Source organism: Psychrosphaera sp., assembly GCF_982872775.1.
Genome location: NZ_CEYNSH010000012.1, coordinates 29,982 through 52,766, shown reverse-complemented (window position 1 = coordinate 52,766; position 22,785 = coordinate 29,982). Strand labels below are relative to the sequence as shown.

Below are 22,785 nucleotides of genomic sequence, written 5' to 3'. Positions count from 1 at the left end.
GATTAATGACCAGCAGCGCGTGGGAACGCTACCACATTATTTTGTGACATTACTTGTTTGTTTGAAGATACTAATTCTGGCCACCAATGACTCATGTCCACGGTGAAATAATCAGTAGCGCGCCCACCTTTTTGTTTATCTACTTTTAATTGAATACCTTGAGAGTGTGAAGTAACACTCAGGCTCACCGTACTCGGTAACGAAAATAAAGGTTGTGACTTTTGATATCGAAATAAAACTAGGCTTGCCCCGCCCTGCTCACAAGCAAGCATAAGACGACGAACCTGCTTAATGGATAAAGTGTGTTGCCACAATACAACCGCGCTACAACACCCGCTAGATAGACACTGCTCTGTGGCCCACAAAGCTTGTTCTTCCTGAGTTGGTGTTAATAACACCAAATTATCGACATCGATGCTATTTGCCATTAAGTATTCGGCATTTAGCTGTATTGGTGGTGCAACAAAAACAAGCTGACCTGAGCTTTGTTTTGCTGCCAAAAACGGTGTCATTAGTCTTAATTCACCAACCCCAAAATCGGTCTTAAGCTCTATGATCCCTTGCTCTGGAAAGCCGCCTTGTAATGCGTCATCCACCTCATTGAAACCACTAGGTATACGCTTGATTTGTTCACGACTGTTGCAGCCATACCATACGAGCCCTTTGTTTTGATATTCACTTAACTCTAACATAACCACCACCAAATACTGTTTATTTATACAGTATAAATACAGTAGGTGATTATTGCCAAGTCAAAAATAAAAAAGCCGCTGTAAAAAGCGGCTTGTTTCATGATTTATAACTAAATTTAATTGATCAATTAATAATCAAAGCCTTCAAGGGCTTTTACCCCTGAATCAAAGGCGTGTTTGATGTTTTTGACTTCACTGACCGTATCCGCAGCTTCAATGAGTTCGCGATGAGCAGCACGTCCCGTCACGACTACAGATTGCATCTTAGGACGATTCTTAATTACCTCGAGTACTTCATCTAAATCGAGGTATTGATAAGTAATCATGTAAGTCAACTCATCGAGTAGCACCACATCAATGGTATCATCGGCTAGAAAAGTTTTTGCTTGTTGCCAAGTTTCAACAGCCGCTTTGGTGTCTGCTTCTTTATTTTGAGTATCCCAAGTAAAGCCTGTTTTCATAACCGCAAAAGGAACACCATGCTTTTCCAATAAACGGCGTTCGCCACAGTCCCATTCCCCTTTTATAAACTGTACTACCGCGGCTTTTTTATCGTAACCAACACAGCGTGTAACCACCCCAAACCCAGAAGTGGATTTACCTTTACCATTACCGGTAATGACTTGAAAAATTCCTTGAACTTTTTGTGCTTGTTCAACTCGTTGATCTACTTTTTCTTTTAATCTTTGTTGTCGCTCTTTGTGCTTTTGATTTTGGTCTTCGCTCATCATAATCCTAAAATTCTTCTACACTGATTAACTCAGTAATTTGGAAACATATTACGCACAAAACGAGTATTTAACTCATTAATGCCAAATATTTTATTATTTTTTTATGAAAAGTGTGCTGTTTTGGTTAATTAATGATAGAATCCGGCGGCTTTTTTTAACCAACTTATTATTGAGAAGATAGAGTAAGACAATGGCTGACTTATCTAAGTATAGAAATATAGGTATCTTCGCTCACGTTGACGCTGGTAAAACAACGACAACAGAGCGTATTTTGAAACTAACCGGTAAAATCCACAAAACTGGTGAAGTACATGACGGTGAGTCAACTACTGACTTCATGGAACAGGAAGCTGAGCGTGGTATCACTATCCAGTCAGCTGCTGTTACTTGTGAGTGGAAAAAACACCGCTTAAACGTAATCGACACTCCAGGACACGTTGACTTCACTGTTGAAGTATATCGTTCACTTAAAGTTCTTGACGGTGGTGTTGGTGTATTCTGTGGTTCTGGTGGTGTTGAACCACAATCAGAAACTAACTGGCGCTACGCGAACGAATCTGAAGTTGCACGTCTAATCTTCGTAAACAAGTTAGACCGTTTAGGTGCAGACTTCTTCCGCGTTGTTGACCAAGTTAAAAACGTACTAGCTGCTAACCCACTAGTAATGACACTTCCAATCGGTCGTGAAGACGACTTCGTTGGTGTTGTAGACGTATTAACTAAGAAAGCATATGTTTGGGATGACACAGGTCTTCCTGAAAACTACGAAATCACTGATGTTCCTGCGGACATGGTTGACGAAGTAGAACAGTACCACGAAGAGTTAATCGAAACTGCTGTTGAGCAAGACGATGACCTAATGGAAGCGTACATGGAAGGCGAAATGCCGACTGAAGAGCAAATCAAAGCTTGTATCCGTAAAGGTACTCGTAACCTTGATTTCTTCCCTACGTTCTGTGGTTCTGCATTCAAGAACAAAGGTGTTCAGTTAGTACTAGACGCTGTTGTTGATTACCTACCTTCTCCTACAGAAGTAGATCCTCAACCTCTTACTGACAAAGAAACTGGTGAGCCAACTGGTGAAGTTGCAACTGTTGACGCAGAAGAGCCATTAAGAGCGCTAGCGTTCAAAATTATGGACGACCGTTTCGGTGCCCTTACTTTCATCCGTATCTACTCAGGTCGCATGAAGAAAGGTGATACAGTTCTTAACTCTGCAACAGGTAAAACTGAGCGTATCGGCCGTATGGTTGAGATGCAAGCAGATGACCGTAACGAGATTTCTGAAGCACAAGCTGGTGACATCTTAGCGGTTGTAGGTATGAAGAACGTTCAAACTGGTCACACTCTATGTGATCCTAAGCACGAATGTACTCTTGAAGCTATGATCTTCCCTGAGCCGGTAATCTCTATCGCTGTTAAGCCTAAAGATAAAGGCGGTAACGAGAAGATGGGTATCGCGATTGGTAAGATGGTTGCAGAAGATCCATCGTTCCAAGTTGAGACTGACGAAGACTCAGGCGAAACTATCCTTAAAGGTATGGGTGAGCTTCACCTAGACATCAAAGTTGACATCCTTAAGCGTACTTACGGTGTTGAACTTGAAGTTGGTCAACCTCAGGTTGCTTACCGTGAAACTATCACGAAAGAAATCGAAGATAGCTACACGCATAAGAAACAGTCTGGTGGTTCTGGTCAGTTCGGTAAGATCGACTACCGCATCAAGCCTGGTGAGCAAAACTCTGGTTTCACGTTCACGTCTTCAGTTGTTGGTGGTAACGTTCCTAAGGAATTCTGGCCTGCAGTTGAGAAAGGCTTCAAAGGTATGATGGAAGAAGGTGTTCTTGCAGGCTTCCCAGTACTAGACGTTGAAGTTGAACTATACGACGGTGCATTCCACGCAGTTGACTCATCAGCTGTTGCATTCGAAATCGCTGCTAAAGGCGCTTTCCGTCAATCAATTCCTAAGGCGGGTGCACAACTTCTTGAGCCAATCATGAAAGTTGACGTATTCTCTCCAGAAGACAACGTTGGTGACGTAATCGGTGACCTTAACCGTCGTCGTGGTATGATCAAAGACCAAGAAGCTGGTGCAACTGGCGTACGTATTAAAGCGGACGTTCCATTATCAGAAATGTTTGGTTACATCGGTCACCTACGTACAATTACTTCAGGTCGTGGTCAATTCTCAATGGAATTCAGCCACTACAGTGCATGTCCACAAAACGTTGCAGACGAAGTAATCGCGAAAGCAAAAGCGGACAAAGAAGCTAAGTAATTTAGTCTCTTAACCCTTTTAAAAAAGCCTGCCTCGAGCAGGCTTTTTTGTATCTAAAAGACAAGAAAGAACACCTAAAGCTCGTCAATAGGAACTAATTCAGTGTAAGGTATTAAAAGTAGGATATAAAAATAAAATAAGGAAGTTTTATGCGTCTCGTTCTAATACTGCTTTTCATAGCTTCGTTCATATCGACAGCAAACCCAATCTCTGTCGATGCTTATGCTCAACTACCCAGTAAAAGTTTATTTGCTATATCTCCGAAAGGAGGAAAACTTGCTTATCGTTTATCCGAGCAAGGTAAAGATATTCTTGTTGTCATTGATGCCAAAACCAAGCAGCCAATTACTGCGGTGAGTATTGATGAAATGAACCCAAATCTCATCTACTTTGTTTCTGAAGAGACGGTCATTCTCGTCGCTACTAAAAACGTCATTTTGAGCGGCTACATGGGGAGATATGATTCAAGTTGGGCTTATGCAGTTAACCTCGATAGTAAAAAAACTCACTTGCTGATGCAGCAAAACTATGGCATCCACATGGGGCAAACTCAACTAGGAAGAATCGTCGGTATTTCTGAGGACAAAAAGTATGCTTTTATGCCAGCCTACTATAAAGAAACTGAGTACAGCTTATTCAAAGTTAACTTGAAGAAAAGAAGAAAACCCAAAGTCATAAGTAGAGGCAGTAACGATACTGACGATTACTTTGTGAATGCAAAAGGGGACATCATTGCTAGAGAGCGATTTCACAACAAAGACAATTGGCATATTGTAGAAGCAAAACTAGAAGACGGATGGAAAGAAATATACCGCAAGAGAACCGATATCAAAACGATTGGCGTGTTGGGCTTAACACCAGACTATCAGAGCTTAGTCATAAGTGGCATAAATTCAGAAACGAATCAAAAAGCATTTTTCACTATGAGTTTGGAAAATGGGGCTATTGGCCCAGCGATTTTTGAAAACCCCAATAAAAGTGTTGAAAGATTACTGACAAACGTCAATAGAGTCGTTTTTGGTGCCCAATACTCTGGCTTTACACCAACTTATGAGTTTTTTGATGAAAAGCTCAACGCACGTATGCGAGGGATTGCCCAAGCAATGCCAAACAACTCATTTAGAATCCAAGATTACACCGATGACTGGGAACAAATAATATTTTATATGGAAGGCGAACACAGTTCCGGTGATTACATTAAATACCACGCTGGTCGTTTAGAGTTACTCAGTCCTAGTCGTCCACAAATACCACCAGAGGCAGTCTATGATGTTGTCGAGTATAGCTACGAAGCAAGAGACGGCCTAATAATTCCGACGCTATTAACATTGCCTAAAAAAGAATCGGCAGAACCAGCACCTGCGATTATGATGCCACACGGCGGACCTGAGTCTTACGATAGAAAAGGCTTTGACTACATGGCCCAATATTTTGCTGGACAAGGCTATGTCGTAATCCAGCCACAGTTTAGAGGAAGCGATGGGTTTGGTTATGATTTCATCACCAAAGGTAGAGGGGAATGGGGATTAAAAATGCAAGATGATCTAACAGACGCTCTTCTTTCATTAAGTAAAGAAGGCACTATCGATAAAGAACGCGTATGTATCGTCGGCGGAAGTTATGGAGGCTATGCCGCTCTTGCAGGTGTGACTTATACACCTGATTTATATAAGTGTGCCGTTTCAATTAATGGTGTAAGCGACGTCCATAAAATGATGAAGGATGAAAAACGAGATCATGGCCGAGATCATTGGGTCATCGCGTACTGGAATAAAGTCATAAACAACGGACATTTAGCCGCTGACCATCTTAAAAATATTTCGCCGATTAATTATGTCAGTGATATCACCGCACCAGTGTTATTAATACATGGAGAACACGATGAAGTCGTATCGGTTTACCAATCCATTAACATCTATGACGAACTAAAGTCACAGAACAAGTCGGTTAAGTATGTTGAATTGGAGGATGGCGATCATTACTTAAGTAAGGCCAAAAACCGTTTAAAAGCGATGAGGGAAATGAAAGAGTTTATTAACAAACATATATAACCAAAAACTCTCCGGAACAAACTCCAAATGTAAAATACCTAATTTGATTGTGTTACTATAGACACAGTTAAATTAGGTAACAACAGGTAATCCAGTGACTGAAATCACAGGCAAACGACTTAATAAATTTATCAGTGAATCTGGCTATTGTTCACGACGTGAAGCCGACAAGCTCATTGAACAAAAGAAAGTAAAGATTAATGGCAAACTGCCTGAGTTAGGCACGAAAGTCATGCCTGGTGATAAGGTGACCGTAAATGGCAAGTCAATTGCGGCCACAGCTGAAAACAAATCTGACCGAGTTTACATCGCTTACAACAAGCCTATCGGCATCACTTGTACGACAGAGCGTCACGTCAAAGGTAATATTGTCGACGCCATTAATCACAAAGAACGTATTTTCCCAATTGGTCGACTGGATAAGCCATCAGAAGGCTTGATCTTTTTAACCAGTGACGGTGATATCGTTAACAAGATTTTACGTGCCGAAAATGCGCACCAAAAAGAATACGTTGTTACCGTGGACAAACCTTTAAACGATCGCTTTAAGTCGAGAATGGAAAAAGGTATCCCAATCTTAGGTACCGTAACTAAGCCATGCAAAGTAAAGCTATTAGGCCCTAAGCAGTTCTCGATTATTTTGACCCAAGGTCTCAACCGCCAAATCAGACGCATGTGTGAATACTTAGGTTATGAGGTCACTAAGCTTAAGCGTACTCGAATTATGAATGTCGACTTAAAAGGGCTTAGACCAGGGCAATGGAGAGACTTAACCGCAAATGAAATGAAACAAATCAATGCGGCGGTCAAAACATCTAAGAAGACCGCCAGCTAACGACCGCATTTTAATTAGGCACACTGAATAAGAAAATGGATGTGTGCCTAATCATCACCCTCTGAGTTCACATTAGGGTTGACTAACAAACGCTGTGAATATTGCTCAATAATCGTTTCTGAAAAAGAATAAAGTTCGACTATCGATGAGCGCCCTGCTTGTTTATTGAGCTCAGACATATTCTGAATTAAATCAGACACCAATGCTTTAGGCTCGCTAAAACTCTCTTGGGCTTTATTAAGACTCTGCGCAATTTGTGCCGCGAACTTACCTAACGGTTTTAACTCTGACAACACCCCTGGTTTTAATAGGCTATCTTCAGACTGATAGGCTTGAACTGCTTTGACAGAGGACGTTTGACTTAGATTGACAGAGAACGAGCCAATTTCAGTACTGTCATAACCAAGGCTCAATGCTTTCTCTAGGGCTTTCTGCATATCACCACCGTAGAAGTCTTCACTTAGGCTGTTCACTTGCTGCAATAAATCGTTAATTGCTTCGAGTTCGTCTTCATCTAAATCACCGTCAATACGCAATGCAAATTCACTTTGTTGACCAGCTTCTACTCCAAAGGCGTTAAAGGACTGCGCGCTTTGACCGCTACCCTCTCCAGCGTAACTGCGCTGACTAGAGAACTGCTCGGCACTAAGCCATTGTAACGAGCGTGCATTAATTTCAACAACGTCACCATCTCGTGTTTCTAGTTTGAAACTAAAAGCACGACCTTCTGATGCGGAAAACTGGTTGTATTGAGATTGAACGCCTGTATTAGAAACTGGACTTCCCTCACCAGCATCGACATCATCCGTATCGTCATCCCTATTACTAACTCTGCCAGCTTCTACTTTATCGACAAACGCCTCTGCGTCGTCACCTAAGTACTCTTTTGCCAACGCTTGTAGTCCATCTCTGACTTTACTATCCGTTAAACCCACATCAGACTCTACATCTTCTGACATCAATCCCATATCAGATAAGATTGAGTTGGCTTCACCAAACCCAGATTCGTACCCTTTTAATGCTGCTTCTAGGCGACTTGCTATCTTCTCTGCTGACGCGCCATTTTCACTATCAGCTTTTAATTGGCGGTCGATAAACTTAAGTATATTACCGGATGCCACTTCGGCGCGTTTTTCTTTTGCCGCAAGTAGCGCCTGCTCAATCTTATCGGCTTTAGCATCAGGTATTGCGGGCTTTATTGACCCTTGAAGTGAATATTCTAGTTTCTTTAAAACCGTTTTTTGAAATAGAGAAAAGCTCGACATTTGTTGACCAGAAAGGGTCACTGTCGAAGTTGGAGTACTGCTCTGAACACCTTTAGGCTGATCTTCGCGTACATCTTTGGTCGGCCTATCGGTCTGTCTAGACTGCAAAGATTGCAATCGATTCGGATCAAATTTAATCATGACATACCTACCTTATTTGTTACTTTTTATCGGCCTGTGACAAAGAACCTTGAACGATTTTTAATCCAACCTGTATGCTATTAAAAAGATTCAAAAAATCGAATAATAAACACAACTTTTAGCAATTATGCTTTAGGGTTTTGTTTGCTAATCTTAATTCACGCGCTACAAAAACTAATACACAGGTATAACCGTAGTGCAAATGTAGTAAACATAAAAGTGCAGTTAGCTGAAACTTAAAGGGGTGAGTAATGGGCTTGTTGGTAGACGGCAAATGGCAAGATAAGTGGTACGACACCAAAAATAATGACGGTAAATTTAAACGAGAAAGTGCCAAGTTAAGAAGTTGGGTTACACCTGATGGCGAAGCAGGACCTAGTGGTGAAAGTGGCTACAAAGCAGAAAAAGGCAGGTATCACCTCTATGTCTCACTTGCATGCCCTTGGGCACACCGCACGTTAATATTCAGAAAGCTAAAAGGACTAGAAGATTACATCAGTGTGTCGGTAGTCAGTCCGGATATGCTTGAGAACGGCTGGGAGTTTGATACATCAAACCATTCATCAGGCGACGACTTGTTTGGCCACAAATACATGCATCAAGTTTATACCCAAAATATTTCGGACTATTCAGGTCGTGTCACTGTGCCTGTACTTTGGGACAAAAAAACCAACACCATCGTTAGTAACGAATCTGCCGAGATCATTCGCATGCTAAACAGCGCATTTGATGAATTGACCGGTAACAAGGCAGACTTTTATCCTGAAGCGCTTTCTGCAGAAATTGATGAAATTAATGAATTTGTTTATCACAATATCAACAATGGCGTCTATAAATGTGGCTTTGCAACTGAACAAAAGGCCTACGAAGAAGCGTTTACGGACCTGTTTTCAGCGCTGGACCAGATTGAAGATAAACTGAGTAAGCAACGCTATCTCGTCGGTAAAACATTAACAGAAGCGGATTGGCGTTTATTCACAACACTTATCCGTTTTGATGCGGTTTATGTGGGTCATTTTAAGTGTAATCAAAGGACCATCGAGAGTTATCCACATTTGTCCGGCTACGTCCGCGAGCTTTATCAATATCCAGGTGTTGCTGAAACCGTAGACTTTTATCATATAAAACGTCATTACTACTTCAGTCACACGATGATAAATCCAACTCAGGTGGTACCCAAAGGTCCAAAAATAGATTACTTTTCTGACCATTCCAGAACAAAACTGTAGCGGTAACTGACTGTTTTTGCCGTTCGTCTCAAACAGTAAAAACATAGGTTGTGTAAAGGGAAAGGGTCTCTACAATAGCCGCTTTCCCATATCCGCTATTAACACATGAGAGTAACAATGTCCTACACAGCTCAAGCACCTAGTACGGTTGTGATGGTTCGCCCACACCACTTTGTTTCTAATCCACAAACCGCTGGGGACAATGCGTTTCAACAATCACCAGACTCACCAGGTGATATTGCTCAATTAGCTTTTCAACAAGTTACTAGCGCAGCCGAAATCATAAAATCAAAAGGTATAGATGTTTTATTGTTTGAGGACGAAGGAACTCTCACGCCAGATTCTGTTTTTCCAAATAATTGGTTTTCGACTCATGCCAATGGCGCTCTTTGTATTTACGCCATGTACCCTGAGAACCGTCGACTTGAGCGTCGTAATGACATCATTGAACACATTAAATCAGAGTACATGGTAAGCCAGGTTATTGATTATTCACCCTATGAAAAGCAAGCACTGTTTTTAGAGGGTACAGGAGCGATGGTTTTGGACCATGTGGATCAAATAGCGTATGCCGTTCGTTCACACCGATGCAGTGAAGTTGTTTTTGAGCAGTTCTGTCATCAAGTAAATTACACACCTATTTTATTTGATGCTGCTGATGAGCATGGCACTCCTGTCTATCACACAAACGTTCTTATGTGTGTAGGTAGTGATTATGTATTAATTGGTGATGAGATGATCCGTGATACAGAGCAACGAGGCCGTGTATTAAATAGCCTAACTGCAAGTGGTAAAACCATCATTTCTCTAACAGAAGCGCAAATCAATCAATTTGCCGGAAATGCGTTAGAGCTTCAAGGAACAGACCGCCGATACTTAGCGATTTCTCAAACTGCTTTTGGCGCCTTGACGGAAACACAAAAAGAGTTGATCAGCGACAGCGTCACACTTTTACCTCTTGATGTATCTGCTTTGGAATATGCCGGCGGTTCAATACGCTGCATGTTAGCGGGTATTCACTTACCAAAAAGATAAGACTATTTTGAACAAAGGTAAACTAAGGACAGTGTCATTGCGTATACTGTCCGACGTAATTAGGTTGCACTGACCTAATGCTTTGCAATAAAATTAAGAGCCCTCATGAAGAGGTAGTAGTATGAGGTCAGCATGATAGTAGATTCGAAGTTTAAGCCCGCTTGGTGGCTCAATAATCGTCACTTGCAAACCATAGTTCCGCGCTTTTATTCAGTGCCAGAGTCATTTCGTCCATTTGAGCAAGAATTTAACTTATCTGATGGCGACTTTATCGAGCTGGTGTGGAGCCGCTCCCCCGCCTATATACAAGAGCAAGCGCCTATTGTGTTAATACTGCATGGCCTTGAAGGATCTATCGATAGCTTTTATGCCAAGCGCATGATGAATGCCGTTCATCAACAAGGCTGGACTGCACTATTAATGCAATTTAGAGGTTGTGGTAAAAAGCCAAACCGTCAGGCCAAAAGCTACCACTCAGGCCAAACCGAAGACGTCTTTGAGCTTATTCAGTACATCAAACGCAAGTTTCCTCAAAACCCTTTGTACGCGATTGGCTTCTCACTTGGTGGGAATATGTTGGCAAAGTACGTAGGCGAGCAAGACCTTTCATTTTTGAATGGGGCGGTGGTGGTTTCTGCGCCACTTGACCTTGGTATTTGTGCCAAAGCCATTGGCAATGGCTTTGCAAAAATCTATCAAAAGTATTTAGTTGATAAACTAAGAAACAAGACCAAATTAAAACTCTCTTTGATGCAAGACCGCTTTCCTGTTGATATTGATGAGGAAGGATTGGAAAAAATCAAAGTATTGACCGAATTTGACGAAGCTATCACGGCACCAATTAATGGCTTTGCTAATGCAAATGAATATTATCAAACCTGTAGTGCTAACCGCTTTTTAAAGACAGTCAAAACGCCAACGCTGATCATTCACGCCAAAGATGACCCATTCATGTCACCTGAGGTCATTCCTAGCGAAGACATGCTGTCACCAAACGTAATATTAGAACTGAGTGAAGGTGGCGGGCACGTCGGTTTTATTTCAGGAAACAATCCGTTCAAGCCTGTGTTTTGGACTGAACATCGCAGCATTGAATACATTAAAGAACTTCAGTCTCAACGAGGTGAGCTATGATCATACCTTGGCAGGATGTCAGTAAGGATGCGCTAGATGGTATTATTGAGTCCTTTATCATGCGCGAAGGCACAGACTATGGCGTTGAAGAAGTGTCTTTAGAGACCAAAAAGGAACAATTATATAACCAGCTAAAGTCTGAAGAAATCGTATTGGTATACTCAGAACTACATGAAACCGTTAATTTAATGCGAAAAGAGGCGTTTAGCGGTTAGTCTCTTCTAGAGCCGTGAGGAATGATCACGGTCGACCAATCGAGCTCTTTATCGGCACCAACGAAGAAGTCTGGGTTCATAAATGACTCTCTCTTGTTATAACTCAAGGCTTCAAACTCAGAATCAATTATCAAGCCACCCGCCTCTTCAACAATGATTTGTGGTGCCCCAGTATCCCATTCTCCGGTAGGCCCTACACGAATGTAAACATCGGCTTTACCCTCTGCGACCAAACATGACTTAAGTGCACAACTACCCAGTGAAATAAACTGCAGGCTAATACCCGGTTTGATGTATTTGGTGATGGTTTCTAGGGTTTGAACCCGGCTAATGGCGACAACTAAATGAGGCTTTGACGGATCAATGTGGTTGCCCTCTAACTTAGTTTGTTTGCCTTTTTTCATCTTGTAGGCACCTTCGCCCTTTGCGGCCCAATAAAACTCTTCGGTTACTGGCGCGTGGATCACCCCCAACACGGGCTGGTTGTTTTGAATAAGTGCAATGTTTACCGCAAAATCCGGACGTCCAGCAACAAACTCTTGCGTGCCATCTAATGGATCCACCAGCCAATACTCAGACCATGCTTCGCGGTCACTTAACCTTAAGCCTTCTGACTCTTCAGACATAATAGGTATATCGGGAGTTAGTTTTTGTAATGCTTGAATAACGACATCATTCGCTGCGAAGTCAGCACTGGTAACCGGGGATTCGTCAGACTTACTGAACTGTTCAAAATCTCGGTCAGAAAAGTATTCAAGAATCGCATGCCCCGCCTGCTCTGCGATTAATCTCGCTTGCGTTGCTAACTCTTTTAAATCACGATTCACTTTCGCCTCCCGAACCCCATTTGAACTCTATTAGGATAGCTGAAAACTTGAGCGATCGCCCATATTTAATACGTTTGGGCTGGCTGATTGACGATTAAATGAACATAAAAAGAAGCGACCAGAACGCACTTTGTTAGAAGCGTGAACTCTGGCGCTAACTTCTACCTTCAGAGTCCTATTTATTTTGCGAATACTTTGAGTTGGCAGCACCTTGTGTATTGAGAATACGGAGTGCTGTGGTTAGTAATTCTTTTGAATTATAGCTATTTTGAAAGTAGTGACTTCGCCATTAACAATGCAGACACGCTGCGCGATTCATTAAAATCTGGATGGTCCATTAAGGACTCGTATTCACTCCACTGCCAAACAACTTGTTCTAATGGTTCTGGTTCGTCGCCTTCGAGTGATTCGGCATACAAGTCAGTTGCAATAAAAATGTGCATTTTTGCTGAGGAATACGTCGGTGCCGTTAAAAGCGTTTTTAGTTTAATTAGATTTCGAGCACCAAAGCCAATTTCTTCTTTCAGCTCACGGTTTGCGGCTTGCTCTGGTGATTCATTGGGATCGATAAGGCCTTTTGGAAAACCAAGCTCGTAAGTATGAGTGCCAGCGGCATACTCTCGTACCAACATAATTTCCTTTTCATTTAGGCATGGAACAACCATGACCGCGCCTCGGCCTGAACCTTTCATTCGCTCATAAACACGTTGTTCGCCATTGGAAAACTCTAAGTCAATTTGTTCAACTTTAAATAGTCGACTTTGGGCAACTATCGTCGAATCATGAATCGTCGGCAACGTATGATCGTCCCATTCGCGTTGCGTTTCCTCTTTTTGTTTTCCTGACATAAACACCTTCTGCTAGAATCGTTACCACAGTACTAACTATAACGACTCTTACTAAGAAATCTATGCTTAATTGGACCAAAATCGACACTGTTTTATTGGATATGGACGGGACTTTATTAGACCTGCATTTTGACAATCACTTTTGGTTAGAACACACACCAAAAGCGTATTCAGCCAAACACAATATTCCTCTAGAACAAGCTCGTCAGCTGTTAAAAGAAAAGAATGACGAAGTCATCGGCCAATTAGAATGGTACTGCTTGGATTATTGGCAGCGCGCTCTAGATTTACCTATAGTCGAACTGAAACGAGAAATTCAACACCTCATCCAACTTCGAGAAGACACGCTACCATTTTTGGAGGCATTAAAGCGCGCTGGCAAAAAAGTAGTATTGGTCACTAATGCTCACCCGGACTCGTTAAGTTTAAAAGTCGAAAGAACCCAGTTAGATGCGCACATTGATGAGTTGATCTCTTGTCATCAATTTGGTGAGTGTAAAGAAAGCCAGAGACTGTGGGAGCAATTACAAGAACACTTGAACTTTGACCCAAGCACAACCTTATTTGTCGACGATTCAATGCGCGTTTTACAGTCGGCTAAAAAGTACGGGATCAAACATCTGCTGGCGGTCGCCAACCCAGATAGTAAAAAGCGAGCGGTTCCGTTAGATGGCTTTGTTAACGTGACTGATTATCGCAATTTGATTAACGATATCGAATAGCACCGTCGATAAAGGCGGCACTTGAGTAATAATGCTTAAACTAATAGGGCCGCCACAAGTTTTGATACAGAAAACGCTTTACCGCCTAGAGTCGACGCTCTTCACTACGCACCCTGCTTTGTATTTTGACAACTGCGAAGGGGCTTTTGTTTATCAAAAAATATCGTGATGTTTGCGACCGTAATACCAAACTTTTTCATTTCGGTTTTGTTCATCATTCGAAATTCATCTAATTGATACATCCAGTCATCCAAAAAGAACTGATAGTCTGTATCATCGATGGTGAGATTGAGCGTGTACTGCCATTGAAACCCAAACCCTTTTGCTTCTCCATTGGCCTGTCCTTCTACATCATTTGCAGTGCCTGAATAGATACCCTTTGGTGATTTCGTTAAAGTCCAAATGCGTTGGTCTTTCTCGCCATCGGCGTAGTAAAACCACTCGTCTAACACTCCTGTTTTGCTATTGTCATCATTGGACTTCCAAGTACCTGTCATTTCCACACAAAACCGCCTTGTGACTTTATCTGTGTAGTCTTGAACCATCCCCCAGGCAATAACATCACCGTCAAAATAACGGTCCAACTCAAACTTAGGTGAGGTGCCTTCATATTCTTCTACATTGGTACTGCATGAGGCCAATGTTACGCTAGTGGCCAAAACCAATAACCCTTTGAAAAAATTAGTAGAAAATGGCTGAATCATGATCCGATTCCTTGACGCTAAAAAGTTAACTTACATACCTAATAGCTTTTTACGTAACTTTGGCTCGCTTGTATCAGTCGATAACCAAATATCTAAAAATATACGCGAGAAGTAAGGGTCATCTTGTCGGGCTATTTCTTCTTTGTTGTAGAAAAATACCGAGTAACCGTCTTGAACTAACAAGGCCAAACGGTCTCCGTCTTTCAAATCGGGCCATACCGACTTCAGCCAAGGTACATACTCTTGATATTTATCTTCGCTAAGTCCTAGGTGCTGCCACTGCTCAATTGTACTCTCGATTAAATCGTCGGCTTTGATATCTCTTTTGTAACGGATTTCTAGAATCAGTGGTGCCTGTTCGTACCAAGCATAATTTGCGTCTATTTTGCCTGAATGATTAAACAAATAACTATCGTAAACGTCCCAAAACAAATAGCTAAACTCCGCCATCCCTACTCTCTTTAGCTCAGTTTGGGTCGAAGTAGAGAGTGTTGTGCTGTCGTCGTCAACGGTGTAGGACATCACGGGTGATTCAGACTTCACCGCTAAACTTACCAACAAAAAACTGCAACAAACTAAAGAAGAAAGCTTGGGCGCTATTTTTGTAAGCATGATGACTCCTCGGCGGCTATGGGATGATTAGTTTTACTCTTTTTGACTACTAAATGTGGTTTTCCGTACATGGCTTCATTCATCGACCGCATATATTGAGTGAGGGCCAAAAACAGTGGTCCCCATAAACAAGCAAAGATAATCGCTGTCGTTAACGTATCGTAGCCAAACTGAACCGCCCCAAGACGCTCGCCTGCAAGATAACTCAACGGCCCGGAAATCGCGCCACCGATAAAGGCAAAGAGCGGCTTCTCTTGAAAATAATACAAGCTATGATTTAGGGTCATAGCAAACGCAATCCACAACATGATCAACCAAGGCGGAATGAAGAATTCTGACACCAAGCCACTTTCGAATGTCATCACACCCAAATGCATAAGAGTAGAATCGAGTGCAAAGCCAACGGCGCCAGCCAATATCATGATATGACTATCGTGCTCGGTACTGTCCATGTGATTAAAGTGAATGAGAATTAAAACGAGTGCAACGGGTAGGAAGACATTTCCTAAGACGATACAGCCAAACCAGATTATTTGAAAAAAGATAAAGTTGAGGATCACTGAGTTGCTCCCGTCGCTGTTTAATTGTCTGAGTAGACACAAGAATTACGTCTTATCTTTTACTATAGTTCACCGCAACGAACTTGCTGTATTAACTTTTTACACACAAAGGACAAACTCAATGCTTAGAGGGTCTATCAACGCTTACCAACGTTATTCTTCAAAAGAGTAACCATGAGCCATGCCAAGCATCGTTCGAGTGACAAGAACCACGCCTTTGTCTGTCACCCTAAACCCATTTTTTCGGTCTTGTTCGTGATCAACGCCAATAGTCATTCCTTCCGGAATAACGCAACCGCGATCTAAGATTGCACGATAAATACGGCAACCTTTAGAAATCGTCACATTAGGCAATACAACGGCGTCTTCAACATGGCTAAATACTTCAACGCGAACGTTAGAAAACAACAAACTGCGTTTTACTTTGGCACCAGAAATAATACAACCAGCAGAGACAACTGACTCAACAGCCATTCCACACTTTTCATCATCATCAAAAACAAACTTGGCAGAAGGCAATTGCGACTGATAAGTCCAAATCGGCCAAGACGAGTCGTACAGGTTAAGTGCAGGCGTTGTGGCGATCATTTCCATATTCGCCTCCCAAAACGAGTCTAACGTACCTACATCGCGCCAATAGGCAGGCTCGGCAGGATTGGGCGCGACAAACTTATGGGCGAATACTTTGTGATCGGCAATGATAGAAGGAATAATGTCTCGGCCAAAATCATGACTCGAATCGGTGGCTTGGGCATCGCGTTCCACTAATTCTAATAAAAATTCGGTATCGAACACATAGTTGCCCATGGACGCTAAGGTTTTGTTCGGATCGTTAGGTAAACACGCGGGGCTTTCGGGTTTTTCACAAAAATCCAGAACACGGTTATTCTCGTCCACTTGCATCACTCCGAACGCGCCGGCTGCCTCTTCTACTGACGTTTCAATACAAGACACCGTCATATCTGCACCACGTTCTACATGCTGCGCAACCATTGGACCGTAGTCCATTTTATAAATGTGATCGCCGGACAAAATGACAATATATTTGCAGCGCATGCCGCGGATAATATCGATATTTTGATAAATCGCGTCAGCAGTGCCCAAATACCAGTTTTCTGAATAGCGCTGGGATGCTGGCATGATTTCTACGGTTTCACCAAATTCGCGTTTGAAGTGGCTCCAACCATTGATGAGATGTCTTATAAGGGAATGGGCTTTATATTGAGTTAATACGCCAATTTTACGGATGCCTGAATTAACACAATTAGAGAGTGGAAAGTCGATGATCCTGAACTTGCCACCGAAGTAAACCGACGGCTTGGCCCGCCATGCCGTTAATTCTTCTAAGCGGCTACCACGGCCTCCTGCGAGAACAAGAGCCATGGTGTCTTTGGTTAGCGCACTTACATATCTTTCCTGTGGGAGCGTCATCGGTTCCAATCCTTGTGCATGGTCGTTTTACCAGCTTCTAGAATAGAACACGATCACTCAGAATAAAAAGGCCTTTGCGCACTATTTTTATTAAAGTTTAATAGGGTAACGACCTTGTGAGTCTAATTTAGAAAACATTGCAATGCCTTGATGCACTTCCGTTGGTAGTTGAGGCTGTGGCTTCACAAAACCGTCAAAGTTAAACGCTTGCGCAGATTCGATTTTGGCGATGCCTTCAAGTCCAAGTTCGTTACTACCATCAAAGTTTGCGAGTAAGACTTCATCTTCACAATTCAACTTAGACTGAATCGTGCCCATTCTGATTGGGTTGTTAAAGACTACTTCCGATTTTGTCCACATCAAATCACCTTTAAGTGACTGACACAAAGGGGCACTTGGGTTCTGGACGAATTCGGTACTATTGCTAAATTCATCAATTTCCAAGATCACTCTGCCGCCTACTTTACCAAGAGGAATAGGGAGTAATGGCTTAACGTATTGTGCCGGAAGCCTAACAACTAAGTCTTGTGCAGAAACGCTACTCACCCCTAGACTGAGGTGTCCCTTACCGCTGACTTCATTGTTATCTCGAGCGTTGCCAAACTTTATCTCAAGGTCAGCTTTACCGATAACGAGTGGCCAAAAGCTCAGCGACCATTGAACTTTTGATAGAACAACATCATCGACTTGAACCTGACTTGCCTTACCCTTCCACAAGGTGCCCGTTAAGTTTTTGTAAGCAACTCCCGGCGGTGGTGTCACTACTTTAGTCAACATTGATACTGGAATCAGTGCTACTAAACAAATAACGAAGGCGACAAAAAACAATAACCATAACTTACGTGCAGACATTAAATACGCTCCAGATCCAAACGTCTTACTCTGACAATGCCATCAGTATCAGTTTGCGAAATATCAATATTAGCAGCCGTGATACCGTAGGTATTTTGCAACAATGCAAGCCAACGCATCAGCTGATTGAAATTCACATCCTCAAGACCGACTTTTACATAATTAGCTTGCTGTGGCTGCAGCCGTGCCAGCTTAATAGAAAAACGTCTGGCTGTTGTATTAATAACTTGCGTCATAGAGCCTGAAGCTTGGCCTCGACTGGTGCCTTGAGAAGCACTTTGAATCAACTCTATTTGTTGATTGGCCCATGCATTTAAGTCCAACTGGCGTTGTAGCTTTTTGTCCGTTTCAGCAAGCCCTTTTGTTACCGTCAGATAACTACTAACAATGACAAACAGGACGAAACTGACGAGCAGTAAACCAATTAAGCGTTGTTCACTTTCTGACTTAGATTGATAAAACGCCATGGCTTTATCTTTATTTTTTTGAATAACCGCTTGAAGACCACTCATTACTGACCTCCTTGAATACTAAAGGAACCCGTCACAACGTCGCCTTCATTTTTAACCGCGCCTTGTTTTACGTCAAAGCCCAACTCAGATAAAGCAACGCGATAGCGTTCAAACTCTTGGAAAGACGGAGCCATCACTTCTAGGCGTAACTCACTGCGTTTACCATCAAAGCGAATATTCTCAACGCTAACCTTTTCATAACGTTTAAATATAGGAGTCAGCTTTTCCATAACGGGCAAGAAATCAAACTGACTACCGCCAGCCGAGCTGCCTAAGGCTTTGACTTTGTTTTGTAACTGACGACGCAACAAATTGATGCGGAGCTTTTCTTTTGGAAAGGCCGACTTATACGCCTCAGCCAATTCTGCTTTTGCGACTTGTAGTTGATGTTCTTTTTGTTGCCAGTTAGCAATTTTAAGAACAAAGCTAATAATCAATAAGAACACACCTAGCACGACCACTGGACGCCACAACAACCAGGTTTTACTAATTTGCTTTTTAGGGGCAAACTCACCTTGTAACAAATTCCACTTTTGCTGGTTAGCGCCCTTTGCCAATATCAGCATAGGTAATTCAGGATCTTGTGGCGTTAGCTTGATTCCACGCTCTGGTTCTGCGGCCGCGGTTACTAACTCGTTTGGTGCTGGCGTATAGCTCAAGAACTCTGTGTCGGTTTTTTGCTGAAGATATAAAGACAACCAGGCTTGTTCAACAAACGCGCCTTGCCATTGCCCTTCACGGCACAAGAAACCATCCGCTAATGCCATAATTTGGACTTTCTGAGGGGAGCTATTTGAATCTTCAGATTCCGCCTCTTCACTCTTGTCAGTGTGATTTTGTGTTTGCCAGTCAATGACAGGTAAACACAACACCTCTGGAATGACTTTGACAATACTAATGTCATTGCTTGTCAGTACATCTAACCAAGAGGCCAAAACACGTTTGCTGATGATAGCGACATTGGCAAAATGCTTTTGAGTTGTCTTATCAAACCCGGTGCTTTCGACAGTAAAGTGTAACTTGTCGATGTCCTCTGCTAACTCGTCTTCGAGCATGAATGGCAGCGCGTTCAACAACTGGCGATTAGGCTTTAGCTCTAATTGATGTTTGATCAGGCGCACATCAGCACTGTTAGCAACAACAGTAACCTGACGACCTTTTGCATATTGAGTAATCGATGACAGCTCATGTTGCCCAGCGATTTCACCGGACATAATAACTTCGTTGTTATTATCAGACCAAACAAGCCAAGGTATCGCTTTATTCGTCTGGCTGCTCATCCTCAGGATCAGCTTCTCGCTCAATTTCCCCTCCAAATCGACGTCCAATAACCCATGATTCGCGGTTTTCATTTACTTGAATAACACTGGTTAAGGCGAATTTAACGTCGTTGTATGATGCGTTAGTAATTAGTTTAAAGAAGTTACTTGTCACCGTAAAATAGCTTTTATCTACGTTGGCAATATTCGTAATCGTGGCGACCTCTTCTAAGGCCCAAAAATCGTCTAGATTCTCAAATCCTTCCTCAGGACGAGCGCCAATAATTTCAGCGGCTTTTTGGTCATCAATGTCTAGCATGACCATCAATAACTCGGGCTTTTCAGCCTTGATGGTATTAACGTTTATCATCAAACCATGAAATTGTGGGATGGCACATACATGGTCTTTTAGTTCGTTCATGACGATGGGGTCAAAGCCATAAATGACTCGTAATTCGTTTTCATGGGCGATGGCGCTGTTGGCACTCAAATACGGATACTCAAGTGAAGTGTACATATCACCATCATAGCCAACGGCTTCTGTCGCGTAGTCATCTGGGTCAATCCAATCGTAAATGTTGTTGGCTAAATCTGGGTGACTGATGTCTGCTTGGATATCGAGCTTTTCGAGTAACTTCACAAAAAGCTGACGACGCTGCTGTTGCAGTTCGTCTGACATATTCGGCTGCCAAAGCGCATTAACATTGAAGCAACTCGACAAATCCGACACTTGGCCTTCAATCAAACCTCCATCAACCGGAAAACTCATCCCTTCCATTGCCCAAGGTTGGCCTAAATGCACAACACCATCGCTCTCTTTTATTGCTTCTGTAATTAACACTCCAACAAACGCTTCGGCTCCTTTGGCATAGTGAAAGGCTTGCTGACGTTCAAATAAGTTTTGTGAACGACTGATACTCATTCGTTGTGTATTACTAATTTGCGCTGCAATAACGACACACAGCGCTATTATCAGCATTACAGAAATTAGGGCGACGCCTTGCTGGCGTTTTAAGCTAGCCTGCATTAGCCCGAGTCCCTTTGGTTAAGCGGCGTTGAATTGTTGCCATCCGGTGGTTGATTTGGGCTATTAGGGCTGTTTGGTTGGCCTGCGCCTGGTGCAGGTTGTGCAACATTTCCTGTCACTTCGATCGTCTCAAAGACACGTTCAATTTGGCCAAATGCTTCACTGATAAAACGAAGCTTTATTAATTTGGGAAGCTTGTTGTCTTCAATCTCTTCTTCCCATTCAATTTGTGATGCGTTGTCAAAGGCATAACTAAGCTCTAGCTCTGAAACACCAGTCAAAATAGGTTGTACCCTCGGCTCTGTACCAACATCCGCGTCCACGTAATTAAAATAAAGACGCTCGAGTACTTGTTCTCTTAATCGATAAATAACGACCTGCATCTCACTTCTTGGAAGCATCATCGCCGGGTTTGTCCAACCATCTCTCACAAACGCAAACCCCAACTCTTCTGAATCAAATAAATAAGGCTCCGCGATAAAGAATTTGTCTGCCGGCTCTTCGCCCTGCACTCTTACCTTGCGCTGCGCGAGCTGACGAAAATCGTTTTCGATAAACATCATGCCGCGTTGTAAACTAACAAGATTTTGGGATTGCGACTCAATGACCTCTTTACCCTTAATCGTGTTGTTTAACACGCTGTACGTCGCCATTCCCAACATGCCAAAAATGGCTAAGGACAAAAGTAGCTCGATTAAAGTAAAGCCTTTTTGTTTTGTGCTTAAACGAATCTTTGAAAAGCCAGTGTGTGAAGACTTAAGTTTGGCTTCATTGGTTTTAGTAAAAAAAGAAAAACGAGACATCAGCTGCGACTCCTCACTTTTCTCTGCACCACATAAGTTTCTAAATCGTAGGTACTGTTTTCTCCGTCGACGGTTTCAAACACTCGTATCTTGACGGCTCGCATACGAGGATCGGCCGTTTCCGTTACAACTTGTCGCCAGTACCAAGTTACACCGCCCATTTCGACTTCCCCTTTGTGGTTGTCTTTTGGCGGCCACGTTGTTTCTTGACGCATTTCTGTGATGCGATTGTCTGCCACCCAAGAAGCAAAGGTCATTTTTTCTAACATCGACGTGTTGTTCGCTGACTGACCAACCATTTTTAATATGGACGCACTGGCATAAGCAAAAATCGCTAAGGCCAACAACAACTCGATTAAGGTAAAGCCTTTTGGCTTCAACATCAGTCCAACTCCTCAATTTGTTGAGGGTCGTAGACAGACACGGGCGCGGTAAACTTACCACGAACTAAAAACTCGACCTGCGTATCAAAGTCGTCATACGCGACCGTGATATCAAATGGAGATAACTCACCTGAGGATAAAATAAAAATCTGCGGAGAAGCCAATAGCCGCTCTTCTTCTGGGAGCTCGGCTAGCTCTTCTAATCGCTCCTCATCAATCATGTCGATACTACTGATCAGGTTGTCTTCACTCCACTCAAGACCATCAAGTTCTAAATTTAGGGTAACAAACTCCGGAAGCGGTTCTGTTTTGAAAGGTGGTTCTTGAATCGGTTGCCATTTGCCATCCACAAACGCCAAAAAAGCGTATTGATTTTCACTCACGGCCAAGCCCATTTGAACGTTATGGATCAAGGCTTGCTCAGACGCTAGATTAATTAGGGCGGTGAGTTTAGTAGCTTGAGTTTCGACTTCATCAAAAGGCGATTTTGATAGGCTTGGGAATCGCACAAGTGAGACCAGATATCCGATAATGACAATTACCAGTAACAGTTCTATCAACGTAAAGCCTTGGGGCTTTTTCACAAGCGACGATTCCATTGGATAATGAAGCTGAAAGATCAGAGTATGGCCTACTTTT

Annotated in this window: 24 protein-coding genes; 8 read left to right on the top strand and 16 right to left on the bottom strand. The window is 42.6% G+C overall.

Annotated features, from left to right (window positions below; all coding sequences use genetic code 11):
• Positions 1-2: 2 nt before the first annotated feature.
• Both imuA and cobO read right to left on the bottom strand, forming a co-directional pair.
• On the bottom strand, positions 3-692 hold the full coding sequence (imuA, locus tag AC4E96_RS05430) for a translesion DNA synthesis-associated protein ImuA (protein WP_490255135.1): 690 nt from the start codon (positions 690-692) through the stop codon (positions 3-5).
• 128 nt (positions 693-820) lie between these two features.
• On the bottom strand, positions 821-1,420 hold the full coding sequence (gene cobO / locus AC4E96_RS05425; RefSeq protein WP_490255134.1) for a cob(I)yrinic acid a,c-diamide adenosyltransferase: 600 nt from the start codon (positions 1,418-1,420) through the stop codon (positions 821-823).
• A gap of 193 nt (positions 1,421-1,613) precedes the next feature.
• Between cobO and fusA the strand changes: the two genes are divergently transcribed.
• The 3 genes from fusA to rluF all read left to right on the top strand — a co-directional run bounded on the left by fusA (position 1,614) and on the right by rluF (position 6,587).
• The gene (fusA, locus tag AC4E96_RS05420; protein WP_488033383.1) at positions 1,614-3,701 is read left to right on the top strand and encodes an elongation factor G; all 2,088 of its coding nucleotides are present in this window, start codon (positions 1,614-1,616) and stop codon (positions 3,699-3,701) included.
• 149 nt (positions 3,702-3,850) lie between these two features.
• The gene (locus AC4E96_RS05415) at positions 3,851-5,752 is read left to right on the top strand and encodes an alpha/beta hydrolase family protein (RefSeq protein ID WP_490255133.1); all 1,902 of its coding nucleotides are present in this window, start codon (positions 3,851-3,853) and stop codon (positions 5,750-5,752) included.
• Between the two features lie 94 nt (positions 5,753-5,846).
• A complete protein-coding gene (gene rluF, locus AC4E96_RS05410; RefSeq protein ID WP_488033381.1) occupies positions 5,847-6,587 on the top strand; it encodes a 23S rRNA pseudouridine(2604) synthase RluF in 741 nt (246 codons plus the stop codon).
• A 47-nt stretch (positions 6,588-6,634) separates the two neighbouring features.
• Here rluF and AC4E96_RS05405 read toward each other — a convergent pair whose 3' ends face one another.
• A complete protein-coding gene (locus AC4E96_RS05405) occupies positions 6,635-7,993 on the bottom strand; it encodes a DUF5610 domain-containing protein (RefSeq protein ID WP_490255132.1) in 1,359 nt (452 codons plus the stop codon).
• Between the two features lie 251 nt (positions 7,994-8,244).
• Here AC4E96_RS05405 and AC4E96_RS05400 point away from each other — a divergent pair, with 251 nt between their 5' ends.
• The 4 genes from AC4E96_RS05400 to AC4E96_RS05385 all read left to right on the top strand — a co-directional run bounded on the left by AC4E96_RS05400 (position 8,245) and on the right by AC4E96_RS05385 (position 11,606).
• The gene (locus AC4E96_RS05400; RefSeq protein ID WP_490255131.1) at positions 8,245-9,222 is read left to right on the top strand and encodes a glutathione S-transferase family protein; all 978 of its coding nucleotides are present in this window, start codon (positions 8,245-8,247) and stop codon (positions 9,220-9,222) included.
• A gap of 117 nt (positions 9,223-9,339) precedes the next feature.
• Entirely contained in the window at positions 9,340-10,257 is a 918-nt protein-coding gene (gene ctlX, locus AC4E96_RS05395; protein ID WP_490255130.1) for a citrulline utilization hydrolase CtlX, read from the top strand.
• 132 nt (positions 10,258-10,389) lie between these two features.
• Positions 10,390-11,391 (top strand): hydrolase, encoded by a 1,002-nt coding sequence (locus AC4E96_RS05390; RefSeq protein ID WP_488033377.1) that lies wholly within the window; start codon positions 10,390-10,392, stop codon positions 11,389-11,391.
• A complete protein-coding gene (locus tag AC4E96_RS05385; protein WP_488033376.1) occupies positions 11,388-11,606 on the top strand; it encodes a YheU family protein in 219 nt (72 codons plus the stop codon). The genes AC4E96_RS05390 and AC4E96_RS05385 overlap by 4 nt, the downstream gene beginning before the upstream one ends.
• On the opposite strand, the gene cysQ is transcribed toward AC4E96_RS05385, so the two are convergent.
• Together cysQ and nudE are read right to left on the bottom strand one after the other, a co-directional pair.
• A complete protein-coding gene (gene cysQ / locus AC4E96_RS05380) occupies positions 11,603-12,433 on the bottom strand; it encodes a 3'(2'),5'-bisphosphate nucleotidase CysQ (protein ID WP_490255129.1) in 831 nt (276 codons plus the stop codon). The two genes, AC4E96_RS05385 and cysQ, sit on opposite strands and share 4 nt — an antisense overlap.
• Before the next feature lie 263 nt (positions 12,434-12,696).
• Complete coding sequence (nudE, locus tag AC4E96_RS05375; RefSeq protein ID WP_490255128.1) at positions 12,697-13,281, bottom strand: ADP compounds hydrolase NudE; 585 nt, start codon at positions 13,279-13,281, stop codon at positions 12,697-12,699.
• Positions 13,282-13,343: 62 nt separating this feature from the next.
• Between nudE and yrfG the strand changes: the two genes are divergently transcribed.
• Entirely contained in the window at positions 13,344-14,003 is a 660-nt protein-coding gene (gene yrfG, locus AC4E96_RS05370) for a GMP/IMP nucleotidase (protein ID WP_490255127.1), read from the top strand.
• A gap of 104 nt (positions 14,004-14,107) precedes the next feature.
• Here the strand turns inward: yrfG and AC4E96_RS05365 are convergent, their stop codons facing one another.
• From AC4E96_RS05365 to gspH, 11 genes are all read right to left on the bottom strand, one after another.
• Positions 14,108-14,707: a DUF3833 domain-containing protein gene (locus AC4E96_RS05365; RefSeq protein ID WP_490255126.1), complete on the bottom strand. Its 600-nt coding sequence runs from the start codon at positions 14,705-14,707 to the stop codon at positions 14,108-14,110.
• A gap of 30 nt (positions 14,708-14,737) precedes the next feature.
• Positions 14,738-15,319, bottom strand: a complete 582-nt coding sequence (locus tag AC4E96_RS05360) for a chalcone isomerase family protein (protein WP_490255125.1) — start codon at positions 15,317-15,319, stop codon at positions 14,738-14,740.
• The gene (locus tag AC4E96_RS05355) at positions 15,304-15,879 is read right to left on the bottom strand and encodes a DUF2878 domain-containing protein (protein WP_490255124.1); all 576 of its coding nucleotides are present in this window, start codon (positions 15,877-15,879) and stop codon (positions 15,304-15,306) included. Before AC4E96_RS05355 ends, AC4E96_RS05360 begins: the two co-directional genes overlap by 16 nt.
• A gap of 153 nt (positions 15,880-16,032) precedes the next feature.
• A complete protein-coding gene (gene glgC, locus AC4E96_RS05350; protein WP_490255123.1) occupies positions 16,033-17,310 on the bottom strand; it encodes a glucose-1-phosphate adenylyltransferase in 1,278 nt (425 codons plus the stop codon).
• Positions 17,311-17,400: 90 nt separating this feature from the next.
• Positions 17,401-18,162: a type II secretion system protein N gene (locus AC4E96_RS05345; RefSeq protein WP_490255122.1), complete on the bottom strand. Its 762-nt coding sequence runs from the start codon at positions 18,160-18,162 to the stop codon at positions 17,401-17,403.
• Positions 18,162-18,674, bottom strand: coding sequence for a type II secretion system protein M (locus AC4E96_RS05340; protein ID WP_488033367.1), 513 nt, complete (start codon positions 18,672-18,674; stop codon positions 18,162-18,164). Before AC4E96_RS05340 ends, AC4E96_RS05345 begins: the two co-directional genes overlap by 1 nt.
• The gene (gspL, locus tag AC4E96_RS05335; RefSeq protein ID WP_490255121.1) at positions 18,674-19,978 is read right to left on the bottom strand and encodes a type II secretion system protein GspL; all 1,305 of its coding nucleotides are present in this window, start codon (positions 19,976-19,978) and stop codon (positions 18,674-18,676) included. Before gspL ends, AC4E96_RS05340 begins: the two co-directional genes overlap by 1 nt.
• Positions 19,935-20,960 (bottom strand): type II secretion system minor pseudopilin GspK, encoded by a 1,026-nt coding sequence (gene gspK / locus AC4E96_RS05330; protein ID WP_490255120.1) that lies wholly within the window; start codon positions 20,958-20,960, stop codon positions 19,935-19,937. The genes gspL and gspK overlap by 44 nt, the downstream gene beginning before the upstream one ends.
• On the bottom strand, positions 20,960-21,763 hold the full coding sequence (gene gspJ / locus AC4E96_RS05325; RefSeq protein WP_490255119.1) for a type II secretion system minor pseudopilin GspJ: 804 nt from the start codon (positions 21,761-21,763) through the stop codon (positions 20,960-20,962). The genes gspK and gspJ overlap by 1 nt, the downstream gene beginning before the upstream one ends.
• A complete protein-coding gene (gspI, locus tag AC4E96_RS05320) occupies positions 21,763-22,146 on the bottom strand; it encodes a type II secretion system minor pseudopilin GspI (protein ID WP_488033363.1) in 384 nt (127 codons plus the stop codon). The genes gspJ and gspI overlap by 1 nt, the downstream gene beginning before the upstream one ends.
• Entirely contained in the window at positions 22,146-22,730 is a 585-nt protein-coding gene (gspH, locus tag AC4E96_RS05315; RefSeq protein WP_488033362.1) for a type II secretion system minor pseudopilin GspH, read from the bottom strand. Before gspH ends, gspI begins: the two co-directional genes overlap by 1 nt.
• Positions 22,731-22,785: the final 55 nt, after the last annotated feature.